This is a genomic window from Frigoriflavimonas asaccharolytica, from assembly GCF_013294015.1.
Classification (GTDB): domain Bacteria; phylum Bacteroidota; class Bacteroidia; order Flavobacteriales; family Weeksellaceae; genus Frigoriflavimonas; species Frigoriflavimonas asaccharolytica.
The window spans coordinates 1-24410 of record NZ_JABSNO010000015.1 but is presented as its reverse complement, the minus strand read 5'-3'; the positions used below and the strand labels follow the sequence as shown (position 1 = coordinate 24410).

Here is a 24410-nt window from a genome sequence, read left to right as displayed (position 1 = left end):
AATTCAAAGATAACAAATATTAAATCTTTGTACAAAAAAATGTAAAATTGAATACATTTTTCATTAAAAATTATTTTTCTAGAAATTGCTTTCTGAGCTTTTTTAAATTTGAATTGCAGCAAAATTTCATTCAAAATGTATTTTTTTTAGATTTTATTTGTACTATTTTTACAAAAATTTATTAATAAATGTACTTAATTTTCGATACCGAAACTACCGGATTACCAAAGAACTTCAACGCTCCGCTCACAGATTCAAACAATTGGCCTAGAATGGTACAGATTGCTTGGCAATTGCATGATGATGATGGTACACTTTTAGAAAACGAAGATTACATCATCCAGCCAGATGGTTATGATATACCCTTTAATGCATACAAAATACACGGAATTTCTACCAAAAAAGCGCAAAGTGAAGGGAGAAATTTAGTAGATGTACTAATAGAATTTGCAGATGTTTTGGCAAGAACGAAAGTGGGTGTCGGACATAATATTGAGTTTGATTATAATATCGTAGGTGCAGAATTTTTGCGCTCCGGTTTAGAAAATCCTTTGCAAAATGTGCCCAATGCAGATACAATGCATTTAGGTACAAATTATTGCGAGCTTCCTGGTGGTAGATATGGAAAATTTAAATCTCCGAAACTTACCGAACTTTACGAAAAACTTTTCAGTACAAAGTTTGATGAAGCGCACAATGCTGCAGCAGACGTAAATGCTACTGCGCAAATCTTTTTTGAATTGATGAGGTTGAATTTAATACCTACAGAAAATTTAAAAATAACAGAAGAGAAACTTCAACTTTATATTACTTCCCATCCGCAAATTACCAAAGCTTTTGATATAAAAATTAGAGCGCAAGTTGGTAATAGTAAAGGAAAAAAAACAGTAAAATCTTCGGGAAATACTGATGATTTGGACATCGGAAAATATTTCAATTTTCATAATCATAGTATTTTTTCTTCCTTACAATCTACTTCTAGCATTGCTCAATTGATAAAAAAAGCTGAAGACAATAATTTTCCTGCCGTTGGTTTGGTAGATATGGGAAATTTGATGGGAGCATTTAAATTCATCACCGAAGTAGAAAAATATAATAAAAATTTAGAAACCGCCAATGCAACTATTACGAATGAAAATGAAATAAAAAAACCTTTAATTCCAATTTTAGGCTGTGAATTTTATGTTTCTGATCGTCCGGAGCAAAAACAATTTACCAAAGACGATCGCGATAGACGAACAAATATGGTATTGCTTGCCAAAAATTTTGAAGGGTATAAAAATTTAGCAAAACTATCTAGTGTTGGTTTTGTAGATGGATTTTATTTTGGAGTTCCTAGAATTTCTAAAAAACAAATAGAGCAGTACAAAGAAAATTTAATTGCCGTTTCCTCTGGTATTACTGGAGATATACCAAGTACGATTTTAGAATTTGGTGAGCAAAAAGGTGAGGAGGTTTTCCTATGGTGGAAAAAAACATTTGGAGAAGATTTTTACGTTCAAATTCAAAATCACAATGTAGAAGAAGAAGTGTACATTAATGAAGTCTTGACAGGTTTGGCCGAGCAACATGAAGTGAAAATTCTTGCGCAAAATGAAACCTATTATTCCGAAAAAGAAGATGCACCCATTCAAGATATTTTGGTTTGTATAAAAGAAGGTGAAAAACTTTCTACGCCCATTGGAAGAGGATTTAATAAAAGAAGCGGACTTACCACATCTGAATACTATATAAAGGATACAGAAAATTTAAAAAAAACTTTTCAAAATTTTCCAAATGCGTTTGAAGCTTACGCAGAATTTTTAGAAAAATTTAAACCATACAGTTTAAAACACGATGTTTTGCTACCAAAATTTAATATTCCTGAAGAATTTTTGAATGTAGAAGATGAAACTGACGGCGGAAAACGCGGAGAAAATGCCTATTTAAGATTTCTAACTTACGAAGGTGCAAAGAAAAGATATGGCGAAATTTCTCCAGAATTAATAGAAAGATTAGATTTTGAACTAGAAGTAATTGGTAATACCGGATATCCTGGTTATTTTTTAATTGTTCAAGATTTTTGCAACGAAGCAAGAAAAATGGGAGTTTGGGTTGGTCCGGGAAGAGGATCTGCTGCAGGATCTGTGGTTGCATATTGCACGGGAATCACGAATATTGATCCTATTAAATATGATCTGCTTTTTGAGCGTTTCTTAAATCCTGAAAGGGTTTCTATGCCCGATATTGATATAGATTTTGACGATGAAGGGCGAGAAAGGATAATAAAATGGGTGATAGAAAAATATGGAAAAGAAAATGTAGCGCAAATTATTACCTATTCTGTTTTGGGCGGAAAATCTGCCATCAAAGATGCAGGTAGAGTTTTAGATTTATCTATTGCAGACACAAATGCCATATCTAAATTGATTCCTTCTGTTCCAGGAATGAATATTAAAAAAGCATTGGCGAAAATTGATAAACTTCGTCCAGAAGATCAAATTTTGGCGAAAGAAATGCAAGCGATTTTGAACAATCCAAGTGATGAGCGATTCGCTGTATTGAATAGTGCCTATAAATTGGAAGGTTGCATTAGAAATACCGGAATTCATGCTTGTGCAGTCATCATTACGCCAGAAGATATTTCTAATCTAATCCCGATTACGATTGCGAATAAAGACGCGAACATTATCGTTTCTCAATTTGATAATTCTGTAGCAGAAAATGCGGGATTATTAAAAATGGATTTCTTGGGATTGCGAACCTTAACCATCATAAAAGATGCAATAAAAATAATTAAAGAAAAACACGGGATAGATATAGATCCAGATGCGATTCCGTTGGATGATGAAAAAACCTATCAGCTCTTCCAAGAAGGAAAAACGGTTGGTATTTTTCAATATGAAAGTCCAGGAATGCAAAAATATATGCGGGAATTGAAACCCACAGTTTTCGAGGATTTAATTGCCATGAATGCTTTGTATAGACCAGGACCAATAAAATACATTCCAAATTTCATCAATAGAAAAAATGGCTCGGAAGAAATGCAATACGATTTGCCAGAATGTGAAGAATTTCTATCCGAAACCTACGGAATTACCGTTTACCAAGAGCAAGTAATGCTTCTATCTCAAAAATTAGCCAATTTTACAAAAGGTGAAGCAGATACTTTGCGGAAAGCGATGGGTAAAAAAGACCGTCCAACATTGGACAAAATGTATCCCAAATTTCTTGAAGGTGGACAAGCGAATAATCTTAATGAAGAAAAACTAAACAAAATTTGGAAAGATTGGGAAGCCTTTGCAGAATATGCTTTTAATAAATCTCACTCCACATGCTATGCATTTATAGCATATCAAACTGCCTATTTGAAAGCGAACTATCCTGCAGAATATATGAGTAGTGTTTTGACGCACAATCTAAATAATACCAAGCAAATTACCCTTTTTATGGAAGATTGTAAAAATGTTGGTATAGATGTTTTGGGTCCAGACATTAATGAAAGTGCTTATAAATTTACAGTAAATGATAAACACCAAATTCGCTTCGGTTTGGGAGCGATAAAAGGAATTGGCGAAGGACCGAGTGAAGCGATTGTGGAAGCCAGAAAAGGACAAAGATTTAATACCATCTATGAATTTTTTGAAAGAATACCCGCAAATCAAATGAATAAAAGGGTAGCGGAAAGTCTTGTTTATGCGGGCGCTTTTGATGAGGTTGAAGAATATAACCGTGCACAATATTTTGAAAATGATTTGAGCGGCAGAAATACCCTCGAAAAATTGATGAAATACGGGCAAAGCTTTCAAGAGAGTAAAAACCAGATAGAAAATTCTTTATTTGCAGATTTCGCCGAAGAACTATCTATTAAAACGCCAGAAATTCCCGATGGTCCAGAATGGCAAAATATGCATAAATTAAATAAAGAACGAGAAGTGATCGGTTTTTATCTTTCTGCGCATCCGCTAGATGAATTTAATTTTCAATATGATTTTATAAAAGGAACGTATTCTAAGAAAGTGGTTTTGGATGATAATACAGACAAAGAAACAGAATTTAAGGAAATTATTCTTGTTGAAGAAATTGATGAAGAATCTACAGAAACAGAAATTGTAGATGAGGTTGTAGATTTGGATGGAGCAGAAGCGGATGAAATACTAGAGCAAGAAATAAAAAATGTAGAACCACGAGGTCAATTTGGCTTTTTGCAATTAGATGAATTGGATGCCTTCCGCGATGCAACCTATAATCCAGAACAATTGAGATTGTTTGAAGAGAAAGATTACAAAGCGAAAAGAGCACACAATGATGGCAGCAAAGAATATATGGTTGCCGGATTAATAACAGAATTTACGGTGCGAGATGGGAATAATAGTGGCGAAAAAGTAGCCTTCATGACCTTGGAAGATTATTCTGGAAGCTATAGTTTTCGTTTGGGAGATCGGGATTATATGAGGTTGAAAGATCAGCTGGATGTACAGAGATTTGTGATTTTGAAAGTAAAATTTAGCATATCTAAAGATCACAGAATATATTTGAATGTAACGGATGTAATAGAATTAAAAGAAGCATTGGAAAAATTTGCAAAAAGCATATCTGTGGTTTTGGATGTTCAACATTTTCATACAGATGATGCCTTGTTTTTAAAAAAGAATCTGATGGGCAAAAATGGAGAAGGAAAATTAAAATTCTACATGAAAAATGAAGATAATAATTCTTTTATGGATTTAGAAACATCTACTAAAACCCTTTCCATAGACCAAAATCTACTTCAAATATTGAATAATCAACAAAACTTCAAATTTTTCTTGAATTGACAATATTTTCTAATTTATTGAATTTGAGTAAATACAACCTTAAACTTTCATTACGAATAGAATTTGCTATTTTTTTTTCGATATAGATAAAATATAAGCTTATAATTATTTATTTGTTATAATTTACTATGCATATCTAACCTTTGTTTTTATGAAATATTTATATAGGGTTAATTATATTTAAGAGTATTTTAATTTCCTGAGATTTTTCATTTAAAATTTGTAAAAATTAATTGTAATTATATAATAATTTATACATTTGCTTATAATAAATATATTAACTAAATAATTTTTATGAAAAAACTTTACACAAAAACGTGGCATTGGTGCCGCGGTTTTAAGAAGGCGGGAATATCTGCGCTTGTTCTGTTTGGGGCGGCTCAAACTTTTAATGCACAAGTAAACTTATATACCTTTTCGCAAAGTTCAGGTAGTTTTAATAGTATTGCGTCTACTGGTACTTTAGTTACAGGAAGTGATGCTACTACTACAAACACTAATGATACTGCTGGTTGGACGATTGCAATACCATTTACGTACAATTTTAATAATACAAATTATACATCTTTGTATGCAAATTCAAATGGAGGTGTAACTTTTGGAGCTACAACGTATTCCAGCAGCTCACTAATTTCAACTTCGACTGCTTACAGTGGTTCAATATCTGTAATGGATAGAGATTTATGGGGTGTATTTTATTCTTCAGGTGTTACTACTTCTGGATCCAACGTTATCACAGGTGTAACATCCTTTCTTGGGATGGAAGTAGGCAAATTTTTAAATAGTGCAAATGGAATACCTACAGGTGCTACAGTTACAGCTTTTGATGCTGGTGCAGGTACTATTACAATGTCAGCAAATGCTACATCTAGTTCTGCAACAGCTGCAATTAGATATGGTACTGGGAAAATTTTAACCTCTGTAGAAGGTACTGCTCCAAATAGAGTTTTTGTTGTAGAATGGATCGGGTATAATGATTACTCTTCATCTACTACTGCACAGTCTTTTCTTAATTTTCAATTGAGACTAGAGGAGACAACCAATAAAGTAAATATTGTATATGGTTCGCAATTTAATAATAGTACTGGCTCTAAAACAAACCAAATTGGATTAAGAGGTGCTACAAATGCAGATTATAATAATAGATTAGGAGCAGTTGCAAATCCTTGGACTGCAACAGCTGCTGGAACTTCTAATAGTTCTTCTGTTTCTAGAGATAATACAAATTTTCCTGCTGCTGGTTTAACTTTTACGTGGTCACCACCTACTTGCTTACCTCCTAGTACATCAGTATATAGTGGAACTACTTCATCGAGCACAAACATAAGTTGGAATGCTTCAAGTTCTGCTCCTGCAAATGGATACCAATTGTACTATAGCACAACAAATGTAGCTCCTACTTCAGCAACTGTTTTAAACTCTACAAATTCTGTTTCATCTGCAACCAATATGGTTTCAATAACAGGTTTAAACACAGCTACTAATTATTTTGTTTGGGGAAGAGCTGTTTGTAGTTCTTCTGATAGTAGTATTTGGAGTTCATTTAATAATTTTACAACGCTTTGTACTGCATTTGCAACACCATATTCCCAAAATTTTGACACAACGGCGACTGGAACGTCCACTGTAAATAATGCTCCAACCTGTTGGACTTATCTGGAAACTGCAGGTAGTGCGGCTTATGGTTATGTAAGTACTTCGAATAATCAATCTGCTCCTAATAGTTATTATTTGTATAATTCTAGTGACAATGCAGGTAATGTAATGTTGGTTTCACCACAAACAACCAATTTATCTGATGGTACGAAAAGAGTAAAATTTAGTGCAAGAGCAACTGCTGGATACATATTAGAAATTGGAACTGTTTCTAATGTTGCAGATCCTGCATCTTATACAGCACTTTCATCTGGAGCTACAATTACTCTTACAGCTGCTTATGCACAGTATATTGTAAATATTCCTGCAGGTGGTTCTAATAATCTAGCTTTTAGACATGGTTTGGGTGGAACTTATAGAGGTATATACTTAGATGATATTACTGTTGAAGCAATTCCTTCTTGTATTGCTCCAACTGCAGCTTCTATTACAGGAGCTACAGCAAGTTCTTTGAGTGTGGCTTGGACTGCGGCTTCTCCCGCACCAGCATTAGGATACCAAGTGTATTACAGCACAACAAATGCTGCTCCAACTGGTGCAACTGTATTAACTGCATCTAATTCAGTATCTTCTGCAACAACTACTGCAACAATCTCTGGATTGCCTGCTGATGTTGTACAATATGTTTGGGTAAGATCCAATTGTACTACAGGTGATCAAAGTGCTTGGGTAAGTGCAGGAAGTGCTAACACAGGATATTGTCTACCAAGTGCATCTGGAACAACTTATTGGATTAGTAATTTTTCTTCTACTAGTGCTGCTACAAACATCGCACATACTGGTACTGCTACAGGAGCTGGTGGATATAAAAATTTAACTGCTACTTCTAAAATAGCAAATTTTGCAGGTAGTGTAACTCCAATAAATATATCTCTTGGTTCAGGAACAACTCCTACTGCTGGATTTGCAGTGTGGATTGATTGGAATAATAACTTATCTTTCGAAGCTAGCGAAAAAGTGTATGGTACAACAAGTTATATCAACTCAACTTCTGGAGCAACTATAACTGTACCTGCTGCACAAGCATTAGGAAATTATAGAATGAGAGTTGCAGCTAATTATAATAGCTCAACGGTTGTGGATCCATGTGCGGCAATTACAAATGGCGAATATTTAGATGCTATTTTTGAAGTTGTAACTCCACCAACTTGTACTGCACCAAGTGCAGTTGTAGCATCAGCTATAACTACAACAACTGCAACAGTTTCTTGGACAGCTCCTGCTACAGCTCCTGGTATTGGTTATGATGTATATTACAGTACAACAAATACTGCTCCTATGGCTTCTACTACACCTACGACAACAGCAGCAGCAACAACTGTAAATTTATCGGGCTTAACGCAATCAACTGTTTATTATGTTTGGGTAAGATCTAGTTGTAGTAGCGCAGATCAAAGTACTTGGACAGGTATGCCGTCATTTACTACGGTTACACCTGCTCCTATTAATGATAATTGTGCTGGAGCAATTGCGGTAACGCCAGGTGCAATTGTATCGCAAAATCCTGTAACTAGCTCAACTGTTAATGCAACAACAGATTCTGCACCAACATGTGGATTTAGTGCAAATAGAAATGTATGGTTTAGTATAGTAGTACCAGCAAGCGGAAATGTAACAATTGAAACTACTTCTGCCACTGGATCTACTTTAACAGATACAATTTTAAATGTATATACAGGAATTTGTGGCGCTTTAACATCTATAGGTTGTAATGATGATATTTCTGCTGGATCAAATAATTTTTCTAAAGTAGTGCTTACAAACCAAGCTCCTGGAAGTACAATTTTAGCTAGTGTTTGGGCTTACTCAACGGGTGATGGTGCATTCAGAATTTCAGCTTATGACGGTTCATTAGCAACTGGAGAATCTTTTGTGAAAGAAAACGGAGTAAATATTTACCCAAATCCTTTCTCAGATTTCATTAGAATCTCTGATGTGAAAGATGTTGTTTCTGTATCAATTGTTGATATGGCAGGTAGAATAGTGAAAACTGTGAAACCAGCTAACGAAATTAACCTTTCATCTTTGAAATCAGGTATGTATTTAATTAACCTTACTATGAAAGATGGTTCTGTGAAAACAGTGAAGTCTATCAAAAAGTAATTTTTTAAATAAATTATCTTTATAATAAGAGCGACAGAAATGTCGCTCTTTTTTGTTTTACAAAATCTATTGCATACAGATTAAACTTTAAAACAAATTTTATTTAAATCTCTATCTAAATAGAGATGGAAGAGATATTATTTTAATAAGTAAAATCATTAAAATTTATGTGGGTTTTGTCCAAAGTAACGCTTTTTGCTCAAAATTATACGAAGTGACATATCTATTTAGTTGTCAGATAGATAATGCATTTTAGAAGAATGAGTAATCTCCAGTATTTTAAATATATTCTACTAAAAGGATATGCATTTCATTGGATAAAATTTCCGCCAGTTTACTGTAAAACAAAAATAAATAAGTCTATTAATATGTTATGCATAATAATTGAATCAATTAATTTTGCATTATAGATATAAAATATTAAATAAAAATTCATTATTAATTGTTTTTACCCGAAATTTTGATAATTAATTAAATTTTTGTAAATTTCGAATAATAAAAATTTATTTATGAAAAAATTATATCTATTTATGATGTTTATGGTCACATCATTTATTGGAGTTTTACACTCACAATGTACAACTCCTGTCCCTGTGCCATTTACTGAAACTTTTGACAATGGCGCGTTACCGGCATGTTGGGTTAGTCAAAATCCAACCAACGCAACCACGAATTCTAATCTGAACTGGAAATTTACGGGTACCACTGGTTATGGTACTGTTACAGCACTTAATGGAAGACCTTATGGAACTTTCGCTTGGGTAGATGCAAGTTCGCCATACACAGGTGAACATACGGTAGAACTAATTACTCCACAAATAAATCTTGCAGGACTTACAAATCCTTACATACAGTTTGATTGGTTTAAAAATCATTCTAATAGTACTGCCGGAACTGGAGGCTCTACTTATGATGACAACAAAATAATAGTCGCAGTTGATGATGGAGGAGGTTATGTTACTATTTTTACTGGTACAACAAATTCTTCAGAGTGGAGAACGGAAGGTGTCGCTCTAGCAGCATCATACATTAACAGAACTATTACAGTTAAATTTACAGTTGATAAAGATGTAGCTGGTAACGGTTATTTCTATGATGATCTACTTTTAGATAACGTACAAGTACGACAAGCGCCTACCTGCTTCATTCCTTCAACAGTTGTAAGTAGTAATCCATCAACTACGACTGTAGATTTGACATGGATTGCACCAAGTGTAGTTCCTGCTTTGGGATATGAAATATATTATAATACTACTAATGTTGCTCCGATTTCTACGACCACACCTTCTGTTACGGGTATAAATACAGCATCAGCTACAGTTGGTGGTTTGGTACCATCTACAACGTATTTCATTTGGGTAAGATCTAATTGCTCTTCAAGTGATAGTAGTGATTGGGTTTCTGGTACATCTTTCAGTACAAATTGTGTTGCCTTCAATGTTCCTTATTCAGAAAATTTTGATACAACAGCCACTGGAACGTCATCAAATAACAATGCACCGCAATGCTGGAGTTACTTAGAGTCAGCAGGTTCTACTGGTTATGGATATGTTTCCTCATCAAATAGCAATTCTGCGCCTAATAATTTTTACATGTATAATAGTAGCGACATAGCAGGACACATGCTGTTGGTTTCACCAGAAACAAATAATTTAGCTTCTGGAAATAATAGGGTGAGATTTTTTGCTAGAGGTGCTTCCGATGGTTTTCCTATTCAAGTAGGAACGCTATCGAATCCTACTGATCCGACTAGTTTCACGATGATTGGATCTCCAATAATTCTTACAAATGTTCATACAGAGTATACAGTAGATTTACCAGCTGGAACAAATAAATTTCTTGCATTTAGACATGGTATGGCTACTACTTATGACGCAATTTACATAGATGATATAAACGTAGAAGCAATTCCATCGTGTGTAAGACCTACAGATGTCATAGTTGCGAGTGTTACAGCAACTTCAGCGGATTTAAGTTGGATAGCTCCCGCTGTTGCGCCCGCAAATGGATACGAGGTTTATTATTCAACAACTAATACAGCACCTACTGCTGCAAGTGTTGCTCAAGTATCTAATATTAACAGTACTTCTGCAACTATTACTGGACTTACTGCTGCTACAACTTACTATTTTTGGGTGAGATCAGTTTGTGGTCCTTCTGAATCAAGTATTTGGACAACTGATGTATCAGCAACTACGAATTGCGTGGCTTTTACGATACCTTACTCAGAAAATTTTGATACTACTTCTACAGGAACTACTACTAATAATAATACACCACAATGCTGGAGTTATTTAGAAACACCTAATTCAGCTGCGTACGCTTACGTTAGCACATCGAATAACAATTCAGCTCCTAATAGTTTTTATATGTACAATAGTACAGATGTGACAGGGGATATGATGTTGGTTTCACCAGTAACTACAAATTTATCTTCTGGATTAAATCGTGTGAGGTTTTTTGCTAAAGGTTCTGTTGCCGGTTACCCGTTAGAAATCGGTACGCTATCTAATTCGCTTGATCCTTCAACTTTTACAATTATAGGATCACCGATAATTCTTACGACTACACAAACGGAATATACAGTTGATATACCAGTTGGAACAAATGTTAATCTTGCATTTAGACATGGAATGAATTCTACTTACGACGCAGTTTATTTAGACGACATCAATGTAGAAGCTATCCCATCTTGTGTAAGACCGACTGTACTTGTAGTTGCTTCTACAACGGCAACTTCAGCAGATGTAAGTTGGACTGCTTCCGCTTCTGCACCAGCAAATGGTTATCAAATATATTATTCTACAACCAATACGCAACCAACAGCAGGTAGTATTCCACAAATAACTAATATTACTGGAACTTCAGCTACTATTTCTGGCTTATCTGCTGCTACAGATTATTTTTTCTGGGTTCGCTCTGCTTGTAGTACATCAGATTTGAGTTTCTGGACAGATGCTGAAACATTTACAACTCAATGTAGTGTATTCACAGCACCATTTTATGAAGGTTTTAGTAATGGAACTATACCAAACTGTTGGACAAATGTTAATCCTACTACAACATCTACAAGTGCAAATGTACTTTGGAAATTTATAGGTTCACCAGGTTATGGTTCTACAAGTAACGGAAGACCTACTGGATCTTATGCATGGGTAGATGCAAGTACGCCAAATACAGGCGAAAATACAGTGCAGATGATTACACCAATGATTAATCTTACACCACTTACGACACCGTATGTACAGTTTGATTGGTTTAAAAACAATGAAAATGCTGGCTCTGATAATGAATTGAAGGTAGCTATAAATGATGGAACTGGTTGGGTAGATATTTTTACGAGTACAACAAATGATCCTAGCTGGAGAACAGTTGGAATACCTTTAGCAGCTTCTTACATCGGCGCTACTGTGCAATTAAAATTTAATGTAAACAAAGATTTTGCAGGAGCTGGAAACTTTTATGATGATTTACTTGTAGATGAGGTAAGAATTATTGATACTCCTACATGTATACAACCAGGTGGAGTTTCTACCTCAGGAATTACAGGAAATTCTGCAACTATTAATTGGATAGCACCCACACCAGCACCAGCTTCTGGTTATGATGTTTATTACAGTACCGTAAATGTGCCACCAACAGCTTCTACAACGCCAAATTTATCTGGTGTGATGGCTTTGAATACACCAATTTCAGGATTGACTGCGCTTACAGATTATTACGTTTGGGTAAGATCAAACTGTTCTGCAGCAGACCAAAGTGTTTGGGTGGGCGGTACTTTATTTACAACTGGATGTGCTACAATTGTACCTACTTATGTTAATGATTTTGCAACGTTCCCAGGAACTTGTTGGGAAAGAGCATCGGGAGGAACACCAGCTACTGGTCCAAATGGAACAACAAACTATTGGTTAGCAGATGGGTTTTTAAATAATGGAACAAGCGGATCAGCAAAAATCCAATTATTTTCAAATGTTAGAACTGGATGGTTATTTTCCCCAACCTTTGATTTAAGTTCTGGTACTTATAGACTAAAATTTGATTATGGTGTAACGGAAACTACAGGAACTGCAAAATCCTCTATGGGATCAGATGATGTTGTTCAAATATTGATGTCTGTAAATGGAGGCGCAACTTGGACTGCAATGCAAACTTGGGATGCAAACACAGGACCTGGAGCAACTTTGAATAGTTTTAATATGCCAATTAATACAAATTCTAACCAAGTTAAATTTGCTTTCTATGGTACAGATGGAGCTGTAGATGATATTGAAAATTATAACTTCTATGTAGATAATTTTATGGTAGAATCTCAACTTGCAACTGTTGAAATTGCAAAAGATGATCTGCTCCAAATTTACCCAAACCCTTTCACAGATTTTATCAGAATATCAGATGTGAAAAATGTAGAAACTATTTCTATCATAGATTTGTCTGGAAGATTAATTAAAACTATGAAACCAACAAATGAAATTAACTTATCATCTTTGAAAGCAGGGATGTATTTAATTAATTTGAAAATGAAAGATGGATCTGTGCAAACAGTGAAAACAATCAAAAAGTAATTGTAATAAATTAAATTCTTATTAATGAGAGCGGCAGAAATGTCGCTCTTTTTTTATTCGGCGATTTATTTTTCAAATTTTTAAATCCATTGTAATTTCAATATTTTATTAAATAAGACGTATTATTTACTATAATTCATACCTCATAATTTGTTAAAAACATATAATTTTATTAAATTGCGGTAAAATAAATATTTATATTATGAAAAAACTTTTACTATTGTGTATGCTTATTCTCGGAATAGGCGCATCTGCACAAATCGTAGTCAACGAAGGCTTCGAAAATACGGTAACCCCAACGGGTTTTGTGTATAGTTCTATCTCTAGAACTACAACAGCAACAAGAGTTTGCACTGGTACAGCAGCAGTAGGCGTTAACTTGTGGAGTCTTACAACTACGGCAAACTTGGTTTACTCTTCTACTGCATCCAATGCAACAGCTGTAACTGTATCATTTAATTACAGCACGCAAGAATATTTTTCAGGTGATGGTGTAGGTTTATTAGCCAAAGTGGAATACTCTGTAAATGGAGGAACTTCCTATACGCAGTTAGGTTCAGATATTGTGTTAACAGGAAATAAACCTTGTACACAATTTTTGGAAACTATTCCTACTGGAGCAGTACCTTTAAATGCAAACTTTAAATTTAGAATTACAGGAAATCACACATCGGGAGATTTTTACTTTAATGTAGATGATCTGAAATTGCAACAAGTAGTGTCTTGTTCAGCGCCATTGTCTGCAAGTGCATCTGCTGTTACAATTACAAGTGCGGCGGTAAATTGGGTAGCACCTGCAACTGTACCGGCTTTAGGATATGATGTATATTACAATACTACTAACGTAGCGCCTATTTCTACAACTATACCAAATTTAAACGTTCCAACAGGTAATTCTACTACTGTTTCAGGATTAATGCCTGCAACCACCTACTATGGATTTGTAAGAAGCAGGTGTTCTGCAGCAGATCAAAGTAATTGGATTGCTACAAATGTTTTTGTAACACCATGTACTATTTTTTCTGCTCCTTTTTCAGAATCTTTCTCGTCTGGAGCATTACCGAATTGTTGGACTAACTTAAATCCAACAACAACTTCAACATCACTGAATGTATTTTGGAAATTCGGAACTGGCGTAGATTATGGAGCTGCAGGTAATGGTAGAACCGCAGGAACTTATGCTTGGGTAGATGCTAGTTCACCTTATGCTAATGAAAAATCAGTAGAATTAACTACACCTTCAATCGATCTTACAGGTCTTACAGCACCTTTCGTACAGTTTGATTGGTTTAAAGTTAATGCAACCGATAATGCAGGAACAACTCCTTCTACGTATGATAATAATAGCTTGACAGTTGCCGTAAATGATGGCACTGGTTGGGTAGATATTTTTACGAGTATGAGTAATGCTACATCATGGAGAACAGAAGGTATTGCGTTGGCTGGTAGTTATGTGAATAAAACAATACAAGTAAGATTTACAGTTAATAAGAATACCGGTACTAATCCTTATTTCTACGATGATTTACTTTTAGATGAAGTAAAGGTTATCAATGCACCATCTTGCATTCAACCGTCTGCAATAGCTGCATCTAGTATCACACCTACATCGGCAAATTTAATGTGGACTGCACCTACACCTGCACCTGCTTCTGGATATGATGTTTATTACAGTACTGTAAGTACTGCTCCTACAGCAGCTACTGTTCCTACAAATGCAGGAGTAACCGCAACTACGGTTGCAGTGTCCAACCTTACGCCAAGTACACAATATTTTGTGTGGGTAAGAGCAAAATGTGATGCTTCCACCAATAGTGATTGGGCAAGTGGAGGTAATTTCACTACAGCTACATTTTGTCCAGTAATAACGGTACCTGCAAACAATGCAGCTTCAGTTTCTACTACACCTACTATCACATGGACGGCCGTATCTGGCGCAACTGGATACAGAATTACCATGGGTACTACAGCAAACGGAACAAATATTTTGAACAATGTAGATTTAGGAAATGTAACTACGTATACATTAGCAACAGTATTATCTAACAGTACCCAATATTTTTACAGAATAAACGCGTACTCTCCGACAATTACTACTTCATTAAACTGTACAGAAAGAAATTTCACTACAGCTTGTGCTCCTATTACACCTACCACATACACCAATGATTTTGCTACAATTCCAGGTACTTGCTGGGAAAGAGCTGGTGATGGAACTATTGCAACAGGACCAACCTCTACTGGTACATTGTGGAGAGCCTTAGGGTTTTTACAAGGAACCGGAAGTGGATCTGCAGCTATTAATTTGTACACGACTGGTAGAATAGGATGGTTGATCTCTCCTACATTCAATTTAGCAGGTGGTGGTTTCACAATGTCTTTTAAATACGGCGTAACCGAATATAATGGAAGTACTGCTTCTGCAATGGGTAGTGATGATGCTATAGATGTATTGATGTCCACAGATGGTGGTACTACATGGGCAAGTATTAAAAAATATACTGCAGCAGATAATGTAAGTAATACCTCTAATTTATTCACATATCCAATTACTTCTACATCCAATCAAGTAAAATTTGCTTTCTTGGGAACAGATGGAACTGTAGACGATGCAGAAGATTTTGAATTTTATGTTGATGACTTTCAAATAACAAATGTTTTAGCTACTAGCGAAACCTTAGCATCTGCTTCAAATTTGACGATTTCACCAAACCCTTTCAAAGATTTTGTAAGAATATCTGACGTGAAAGATGTCGTTTCTATATCAATTGTAGATATGGCAGGTAGAATGGTGAAAACTGTGAAACCAGCTTCTGAAATCAATCTTTCATCTTTGAATTCAGGTATTTATTTAATAAACCTTAAAATGAAAGACGGATCTGTGAAAACAGTGAAAGCAATCAAAAAGTAAACTTTTTAAGTAAAATATCTTTTATATAATGAGAGCGACAGAAATGTCGCTCTTTTTTTTATGCAAAATATCATATTGGAAACCAGGAAACTTATTTTGTTTTTAAGTTTTCTTTTTTATCTTTGCAAAACCAATGACCGATAAAAACCAATTTTTACAGAAAGTTTCAGAACTATTCTACGAGCAAGGTGCAAAATCTTTGACGATGGATGATATTGCCAAAGAATTTTCTATGTCCAAGAAAACGCTCTATCAGCAATATACCAAAAAAGAAGAATTGATCGCAGAAGTGCTGCAATTTATACTAGATGAGATGGTTAAAAATCTGCAAATAGATCAAATTGAAGATGTGAATCCCATTGCAAATATGTTTTGTAGAGAACAAAATATGCAAGAGTTTTCCAAAAGTAATAGAACTCTTTTTATCCGTCAATTGCAGAAATATTACCCAAATTTATTTGAAAATCATTTGGTAGAAATGGATAAAAAAATTTCAACCATCATTGTTGGAAATATTGAAAAAGGAAGAAAATTGAATTTATATAGAAAAGATTTTGATGCCGCTTTTTACAGCAAATTATTGTTGCATTTATTTATTTCTGTAGAAAGTTCGATATTGTTTGAAGGAGAAAATTCAGACAAACAAAGAGAAGAAGAAAAAAATGAAATTATGAAATTCTTTTTAAATAGTATTGCAACAGAAAAAGGGACAGAAATTTTAAAAAACTATAATTAATATGATAAAGAAGTGGATTTTTAGTTTAGCTGCACTCGCGTTTTTTGCTCACACAAATGCACAGCAAGCTCTTTCTATAGATGAGGCGTGGCAATACGCTTTTGATAACAATGCAAATGTGAAGAAGGCTAGAATTGATAGAACAATTGCAGATCAAAAAGTGAAAGAAACTATCGGTATTGGTCTTCCGCAGATTTCTGCGCAAGGACAATACAATTATTTCTTGAATATTCCAGTACAATTACTCCCTGCAGAATTTACAGGTGGCGAAGCTGGTACTTTCACACCTGTTCAATTTGGGCAAAAGCAATCGCTTTCTGGCGGAGTTACTTTGCAGCAACTTCTTTTTAATGGTTCCTATTTAGTTGGGTTGCAATCTGCAAAAGCCTTTAAGGAAACAGCACAATTAGCAGAAGAAAAAACAGAGATTACTATAAAAGAAGCAATCCTTTTGGCTTACACAGGTGTTTTGGTTACTGATGAAAATCTAAAAACATTAGAAGAAAATAGAAAGGTAGCCGCAAAATCTCTTTATGAAACAGAGCAAACGTATAAAGTAGGTTTAATAGAATTGCAAAATGTAGAACAACAGCAATTTAGTTATAAAAGCATCATCACCAATCAGCAAAATTTCCTTAGAACACGAGAAAAATTGATCATGACTTTAAAATATCTCTTAGGTTTTCCCCTAGAGCAAAATTTAGTTTTGACTTCAGATTTGCAAGATATCATCACAAAAAATGAAACGTTGGTTTCGCTAAATGAAAATCCAGATGTTTCTAATCATATAGACGTAAAATTAAGTCAAAATTCTCTTAAAATTAAAGAACTACAACTAAAGTTACAACGTTCTAAATTTTTACCAACATTAGGAGCAGCAGTTTCTTCCACATACAATGGATACGGAGATAAATTCAATTTTTTGAATAGTGCACAACAATACTTCAATACCTCTGTGGTTGCAGTACAATTAGACGTTCCAATATTCAGCGGATTTCAAAGAAAATGGCAAACAGAGCAAGCGAAATTAGATGTAAAAAAAGCAGAAATAGATGTTTCTGAAAAAGAAAGAGAAATTAAAAATACTGCCTTTTCCGCTTCTGTAGATTATGAAAATGCTTACACTTCTTACAAAAATGCGCAAGAATTAGTAGCATTATCTTCAAGCATTTTCAAAAAACAACAAATCAAATTTCAAGAAGGTTTGGGTACAAGTTTAGAATTGCAACAAGCAGAAACGCAATTGTATCAATCTCAAAATCAATATTACGAAGCTGCTTTAAATTTAATTCAATCCAAAACTAAACTAGATAAAGCACTCGGAACACTTTAGTAACCATAGAAAATTTCATTATGAAAAAAATTATATTACCCTTATTACTTCTAGTCACGCTTGCTTCTTGCAAAAAAGATGGCGATAAAGTAGATCAAAAATTAGCAGATCTAATTGCTGCAAAAGATATAAAAGGAATTCAAGCTTACAAAGAACGCCAGAAATTTAAGATGGATTCCATCAATAATGTGATGGCGCAAATCGACAAAAATTTGAAAGCTCTTGGAGTTTCCCCATTAGCAAGTGGTGTAGTTTCTGTCGTGAAAATGGAATCTTCCAATTTTGTACATTCCGTAGATATTCAAGGGAATGTGACTACAGATCAAGATGTAATGGTGCAACCCCAATTTTCTGGTATGCTCACATTATTCGTAAAAGAAGGTCAAAATGTTAGCCGTGGACAAGTAATTGGTCGCGTTTCAGATGGCGGTTTAAATGATCAATATCAACAGGCAAAAATACAAGTAACCACCGTACAAGCGCAATTGCAACAAGTAAAATCTTCTGCAAATTTGGCAAAAATCACTTTTGAAAAGCAATCTGCTCTTTGGAAACAAAAAATAGGATCAGAATTTCAATATTTGCAAGCAAAAACAAACTACGAATCTGCACAAAAGCAAGTTGCAGCTGCACAAAGTCAAGTTTCTGCAACTCAAAAAGCCGCAGATGCAGTAAAAACAAGTTTAGCTAGAACAGCCATTACCGCACCGTTCAGTGGAGTAGTAGATCAAGTTGTTACTCAAAACGGACAAGTAGTTTCGCCGGGAACCAATATCGTAAAATTAATCTCTCTCGGACAAATGAAAATACAAGCAGATGTGCCAGAAAATTATTTAGCAAAAGTGAAAGTTGGTACACCAGTGAAGGTTTTTATCCCAACTTTAAACAAAACCATCTCTTCCAGCATCAAATTGGTGGGTAATTTCATCAATCCAGACAACCGAACATTCAAAATAGAAATTCCCGTTTCTGGTCAAACTGGCGTGAAACCAAATCTATTGGCGCAAGTTCAGATTCAAGATTACATCAACCCAAATTCTTTGCAAGTTCCCGCACAATATGTGTACGAAGATGGTGAGAAAAAATCCTACGTGGTTATTGCAAACAATATCAATGGCGAAGATGGCATTGCAAAAAGAGTGTATGTGCAATTGGGAGAGCAATCTCAAAACGCCGTAGAAATTACCACAGGCCTGAAAACCGGTGACATGGTGATTACAGATGGAAGTAAAAATTTAACAGACGGACAGAAAGTAAAAATTTCTAATTAAGATAGAAAAACTAAGTTTTTGGGCAGCATTTTGACCTTGTCGAATGTCAATCTTGAAATTTTTTGGGCAGACATTTCCGCCTTCCGTTCCCGCTTTTTTATATTTTTTTATTCAAAAAATATAAAAAGAGCTTCACTCAAGTCGGGCTGCAAATTTTACAAGATATAAAAAGTGTCGCATTTTTCAAGATAAAAACGCACTTTGCAAGATGAAATCGAAGATTAGACGAAGTCAAATGCAGCAGCGAAATTATTAATAAGAGATCGGTAAAAAAATCTCTGTGAACTTCGCGTTCAAAAACCTTAGAAATTCATAAATATAAAAGAATTATGAGCGAAAATAAACACCATCAAAAAGAATTTTGGCTTTCCAGTTGGGCAGCAGAAAACAGAACTACAGTTTTCTTTCTTACTGCAATCATCCTACTTTTAGGTGCATTTTCTTACAATGCAATGCCAAGAGAAAGTTTCCCAGAGGTTGTGCAAAATAATATTTATATCTCTTCAGTTTTCCCAGGAAACTCGGCAGAAGACATAGAAAAATTAATCACCAAAGAGCTAGAAACAAAATTTAAAAATGTTTCTGGAGTTCAAAAGGTTACATCCAATACTTTTCAAGATTATTCTTTAATTATTGTAGAGTTTGATGCAAATTTAACGGTAGAAGAATCCAAAGTCCGAATCAAAGATAAAGTAGACGAAGCAAAAGGAGACCAAGATTGGCCCACTACAGATTCCGGATCAAAGGTAGATCCTAGCGTTTTTGATTTAAATATTTCCGAAGAAGTTCCTATTCTAAATATCAATTTGAAAGGAAATTATCAATCTTTCACCATGAAGCAATTTGCCGAAGATTTGAAAGACGATTTAGAAGATATTCCACAAATAAAAGAAGCAACCATCGTTGGTGCAGACGATAATGAAGTAGAAGTTGCCCTAGATTTATTCAAAATGAATGCTGCCGGTGTTAGTTTTGATCAAGTAATAAACGCCATCAAAAATGAAAATATAACCATTTCTGGTGGTAATTTAGTAACCGATGGAAACAGGACCAATGTAAGAATAAAAGGTCAGATCACTTCGCCAACAGATTTAAATAATTTTATCGTAAAACCTGGCGTGAAACTTCAAAATATTGCAACGGTAGAATTTAAAGAAAAAGAAAAAACCACTTTTGCAAGGGAATTTGGGACTGATGTAGTAATGATTGATTTGAAAAAACGCTCTGGTACAAACATGATTGAAGCCATAGACCAAGCGAAAATTAAAATCGAAAATGCACAGAAAACCTATCTTCCACAAGATTTAAATGTAAGTCTTACTTCAGATCAATCTGATGATGTGACGCACCAAGTAAACGAATTGGCAAATCATATTTTGATTGGTATTTTATTGGTAATGTTTGTATTATCCTTTTCAATGGGCTTAAAAAACGCCTTGTTTGTAGGTACAGCAATTCCATTATCCATGATGATTGCCTTTGCAGTTTTGCAAAATGCCGGCGTTACTTTGAATACGATGGTACTTTTTGCAATGGTAATGGGACTCGGGATGTTGGTAGATGATGGTATTGTGGTGGTAGACAACGTGTACGCCAATATGGAAAAAGGTTTACCGAGATTATTAGCCTCAAAATATGGAATTGGAGAAATTGCCGTTCCCGTAATTTCTTCTACTTTAACCACCGTTTTCGCATTTTTACCAATGCTATTATGGCCCGGAATAATGGGAGAATTCATGAAATATTTCCCGATCACGATTTCGGTTACCTTATTGGCTTCACTTTTTGTCGCATTGGTTATCAATGCCGCAATGACGAGCAGCTCTATGTCTTTGGAAAATAAAAATTTGTCTAAAAGCGGAGCGCAGAAGTACACCATTATTTTTGGAGCTTTGGCTGTAGTTTTTGGAATATTGAGAATTGTTTTTGGAGTTCCATTCTTTTTAGGAATCACCACTTTTTCTGTAATCGCAATTGGTGCAATTTGGCTATACAAACTATGGATGCACGATAAAATTGAACATTTTCAGCATACTTTTTTCCCAAATTTAGCAAAGAAATATCAGAAATTTTTGCGTAATCTTTTGGTGGGCAAAAAACCTCGCTATTGGTTTCTAGGTGTTTTTGGAGTCTTGGTATTTTCCTTCGTTTTGTATGGCGCAATGATGGGAATCGGACGTTCAAAAGTGCTCTTTTTCCCAGAAAATATGCCAAAACAAACCTTCATTTATATGGAATATCCACAAGGAACAGATATTTCTAAAACCAATGAGGGAACTAAAATTGTGGAACAAAAAGTCATTAATGCCTTAAAAAAATATGACGAAAAAGGTAAAAACTGGTTGGTAGAATCCTTCGTTACGCAAGTAGGAAAAGGTGCTATCAATCCGCAAGTAGATGCTGGTTCGCAAGCAGAAACGCCTTTTAAATCAAAAATTACAGTTACTTATGTAGAATTTGCAAAAAGACGTGGCGTAAATACTTCAGACGTGATGGAAGAAATCCGCAAGGCAGTTCCAGATGTTCCAGGTTTGACGTATACTGTAGAAAAAGATGCAAACGGACCACCAGTTGGTTACCCTGTTTCTATCGAGTTGAAAGGAGATGATTATGATGCTTTGCTCGCAGAATCTGGCAAAATGATCAAATTTATCAATGGGCAAGGAATTTCTGGAATCGAGAAATTACAAGCAGACATCAATAAAGAAAGTCCAGAATTAATCATGGATATCAACCGAGAAACCGCCGGAAATCTAGGTGTTTCTACGGCCTACACAGGAATTACTTTAAGACGTGCACTTTTCGGACAAGAAATTTCTACCTTCAAAGATGTGAATGATGATTATGATATCGCTATCAGATTAAAAGAAGATCAACGCCAAAATAGAAGTTTGCTCTTCAATCAGCCAATTACTTTGCAAGGAAAAGATGGCCCAGTGCAAGTTCCAATGTCCACATTTACAACCATAAAAGACGAAAATACCTTTAATAAAATTAAACGTAAAAATAATACAAGAACCATCATGGTATATTCTGGAATCACCGGAGATGCCAATTCTAATGAAGTAGTAGCAAAAATTAAAACTTCACTCGCAAATTATAAAACACCAGAAGGAATTTCTTATACTTTCGGTGGAGAGCAAGAAGAGCAAGGAAAAAATTTAAATTTCCTACTGTTCGCTTTGTTTCTAGCACTTTCAGCAGTAACGGCAATCATCGTGTATCAGTTTAATTCCATATCCAAAACATTGATAATAATGGTTACCATATTATTAAGTTTTGCAGGTGTTTTCCTTGGTTTGGCAATCTTCGGGATGGATTTTGTAATCTTGATGACGATGATGGGAATTATTTCCCTCGCCGGAGTTGTAGTAAAAAACGGAATCGTATTGATGGATTTCTTCGTGCTCAAATTAGATGAAAAAATAATCGAAGAAGGTGTAGAAACACACGACGATTTGACCTTGGAAGAAGTAAAAGAAATCATCATAGAATCTGGAAAAGAACGTTTGCGTCCGGTATTATTAACGGCAACCACCGCTATTTTAGGATTAATACCATTAGCAATAGGCTTAAATTTTGATATCGCGTCTTTCCTCACCACCTTAAATCCACATTTCTCTTTAGGAGGCGACAATGTAGCATTTTGGGGACCATTAGCTTGGACGATTATCTTCGGATTAAGTTTCGCCACATTCCTTACTTTAATAATAGTTCCAGTCATGTTCTACATGATATCTAAAAGAAAAATTGCCCGTCGCACAAAATATCTAGCAAAGCATTCTCACGATGCAGAAGATAGCGCAGCACAATTGCAAAGAATGAAAGAACTCTATCCAGATGAGTTTGAAAATCTAGAAACCGGAAACGAGCTATAAATAATGAAACCACTTTCGAAAGAGAGTGGTTTTTTTTTTGGGCGTGCCTTTTCTTTTTTTTAAACAATTGTGCGGTTGTAAAAAAAAAGAAAAGTCGGTATCCGGTTCCCACTTTTTTCTTCCACTTTGTTTCAGAAAAAGAGTTCCACCTACTACCTCACGCAGGTTTTCGCTTTGGTTTTAGGGTTTTTAAATTTGAAAAAGTTTGCAACAAATAAAAAGCCCTTTTGATGATTTATAAGATATTATTACTATATTTGATATTAAATAAAGTATCACTTCTATGATACATATCTCTACAAATTTGAGTGGATATGTATCATTTTATGATACATATATACAAGTTATCTACAAAAATCACTAAAATTATTTATAAATTAGAAACTATGAAAAAAACTTTAATCATTTGCTCTTTACTATTATTAATATCTTCTTGTCGAAACGCAAATGATAATGAAAACTTAACAAAAAGCGAAAACCTAATTGGCGTTTGGCAGCAAACTAAAAGTGTTATCTATAGCGGAAAAGATAATTCTGTTCTTGGTACTTATCCAAATGATGATCCATGTGAAAAAAATGCAACATCAGAATTTAAAAGTGATGGAAAATTAATAATTAGCGAATTTTACACAAATTCAAGTAATGTTTGTGTAGCTCGTCCAATAGTTATTAAAAACTATACTTTTGATTCTACAACAAAAAAACTGACAGTCAATAATAAATTGGAAGGCGACATAACTAAACTAACAAATTCTACTTTAGAGTTGACCGCAGATTATCATTATGACGATAACGGTGATGGAACACCTGACATCTATATAGATTACTATCAAAAATAATAAAAATTTCTGTAGATAATAACTAAGCTTTCGTTTTGTCTGAAAGACAAGAAATGAAAGCCCGTTGAACGGAACCTTCGGTAGCTTTTGCTCCCCACTTGGTAACCTTATGGAGTTATCGTTTTTAGAATTTAGATATACGAAGCAGTTTTTTAGAAGAACTGCTTTTTTTTGGTTCTGACGTGAGATTTTTTGAAGCTATCACAAGCTTTTTCTTATTTTTTAATCATAAAATCCCTTACCCACAAAATTATTTTGCAGACATTGTAGAAAATACGCCAAGGTATCTTTCTGGCGGTCCTTTATTGCCGAAAATAGCGAG

General features: G+C 34.6%; 9 protein-coding genes. All 9 read left to right on the top strand.

Features of this window, described 5'->3' with window-relative positions:
* Positions 1-188: 188 nt before the first annotated feature.
* Positions 189-4796, top strand: a complete 4608-nt coding sequence (gene dnaE / locus HNQ03_RS10265; RefSeq protein WP_173779591.1) for a DNA polymerase III subunit alpha — start codon at positions 189-191, stop codon at positions 4794-4796.
* Between the two features lie 294 nt (positions 4797-5090).
* Positions 5091-8555, top strand: a complete 3465-nt coding sequence (locus HNQ03_RS10260; RefSeq protein ID WP_173779590.1) for a fibronectin type III domain-containing protein — start codon at positions 5091-5093, stop codon at positions 8553-8555.
* Between the two features lie 509 nt (positions 8556-9064).
* The gene (locus HNQ03_RS10255) at positions 9065-13120 is read left to right on the top strand and encodes a fibronectin type III domain-containing protein (RefSeq protein WP_173779589.1); all 4056 of its coding nucleotides are present in this window, start codon (positions 9065-9067) and stop codon (positions 13118-13120) included.
* 202 nt (positions 13121-13322) lie between these two features.
* On the top strand, positions 13323-16031 hold the full coding sequence (locus tag HNQ03_RS10250; RefSeq protein WP_173779588.1) for a fibronectin type III domain-containing protein: 2709 nt from the start codon (positions 13323-13325) through the stop codon (positions 16029-16031).
* Positions 16032-16164: 133 nt separating this feature from the next.
* Positions 16165-16767 carry a TetR/AcrR family transcriptional regulator gene (locus HNQ03_RS10245; protein WP_173779587.1) on the top strand — a complete coding sequence of 201 codons (603 nt, stop codon included), beginning with the start codon at positions 16165-16167 and terminating at the stop codon, positions 16765-16767.
* Position 16768: 1 nt separating this feature from the next.
* The gene (locus tag HNQ03_RS10240) at positions 16769-18100 is read left to right on the top strand and encodes a TolC family protein (protein WP_173779586.1); all 1332 of its coding nucleotides are present in this window, start codon (positions 16769-16771) and stop codon (positions 18098-18100) included.
* A gap of 20 nt (positions 18101-18120) precedes the next feature.
* Positions 18121-19371 (top strand): efflux RND transporter periplasmic adaptor subunit, encoded by a 1251-nt coding sequence (locus tag HNQ03_RS10235; protein WP_173779585.1) that lies wholly within the window; start codon positions 18121-18123, stop codon positions 19369-19371.
* A gap of 329 nt (positions 19372-19700) precedes the next feature.
* Positions 19701-23249, top strand: coding sequence for an efflux RND transporter permease subunit (locus tag HNQ03_RS10230; protein WP_173779584.1), 3549 nt, complete (start codon positions 19701-19703; stop codon positions 23247-23249).
* Positions 23250-23575: 326 nt separating this feature from the next.
* The gene (locus tag HNQ03_RS10225; protein ID WP_173779583.1) at positions 23576-24088 is read left to right on the top strand and encodes a hypothetical protein; all 513 of its coding nucleotides are present in this window, start codon (positions 23576-23578) and stop codon (positions 24086-24088) included.
* Positions 24089-24410: the final 322 nt, after the last annotated feature.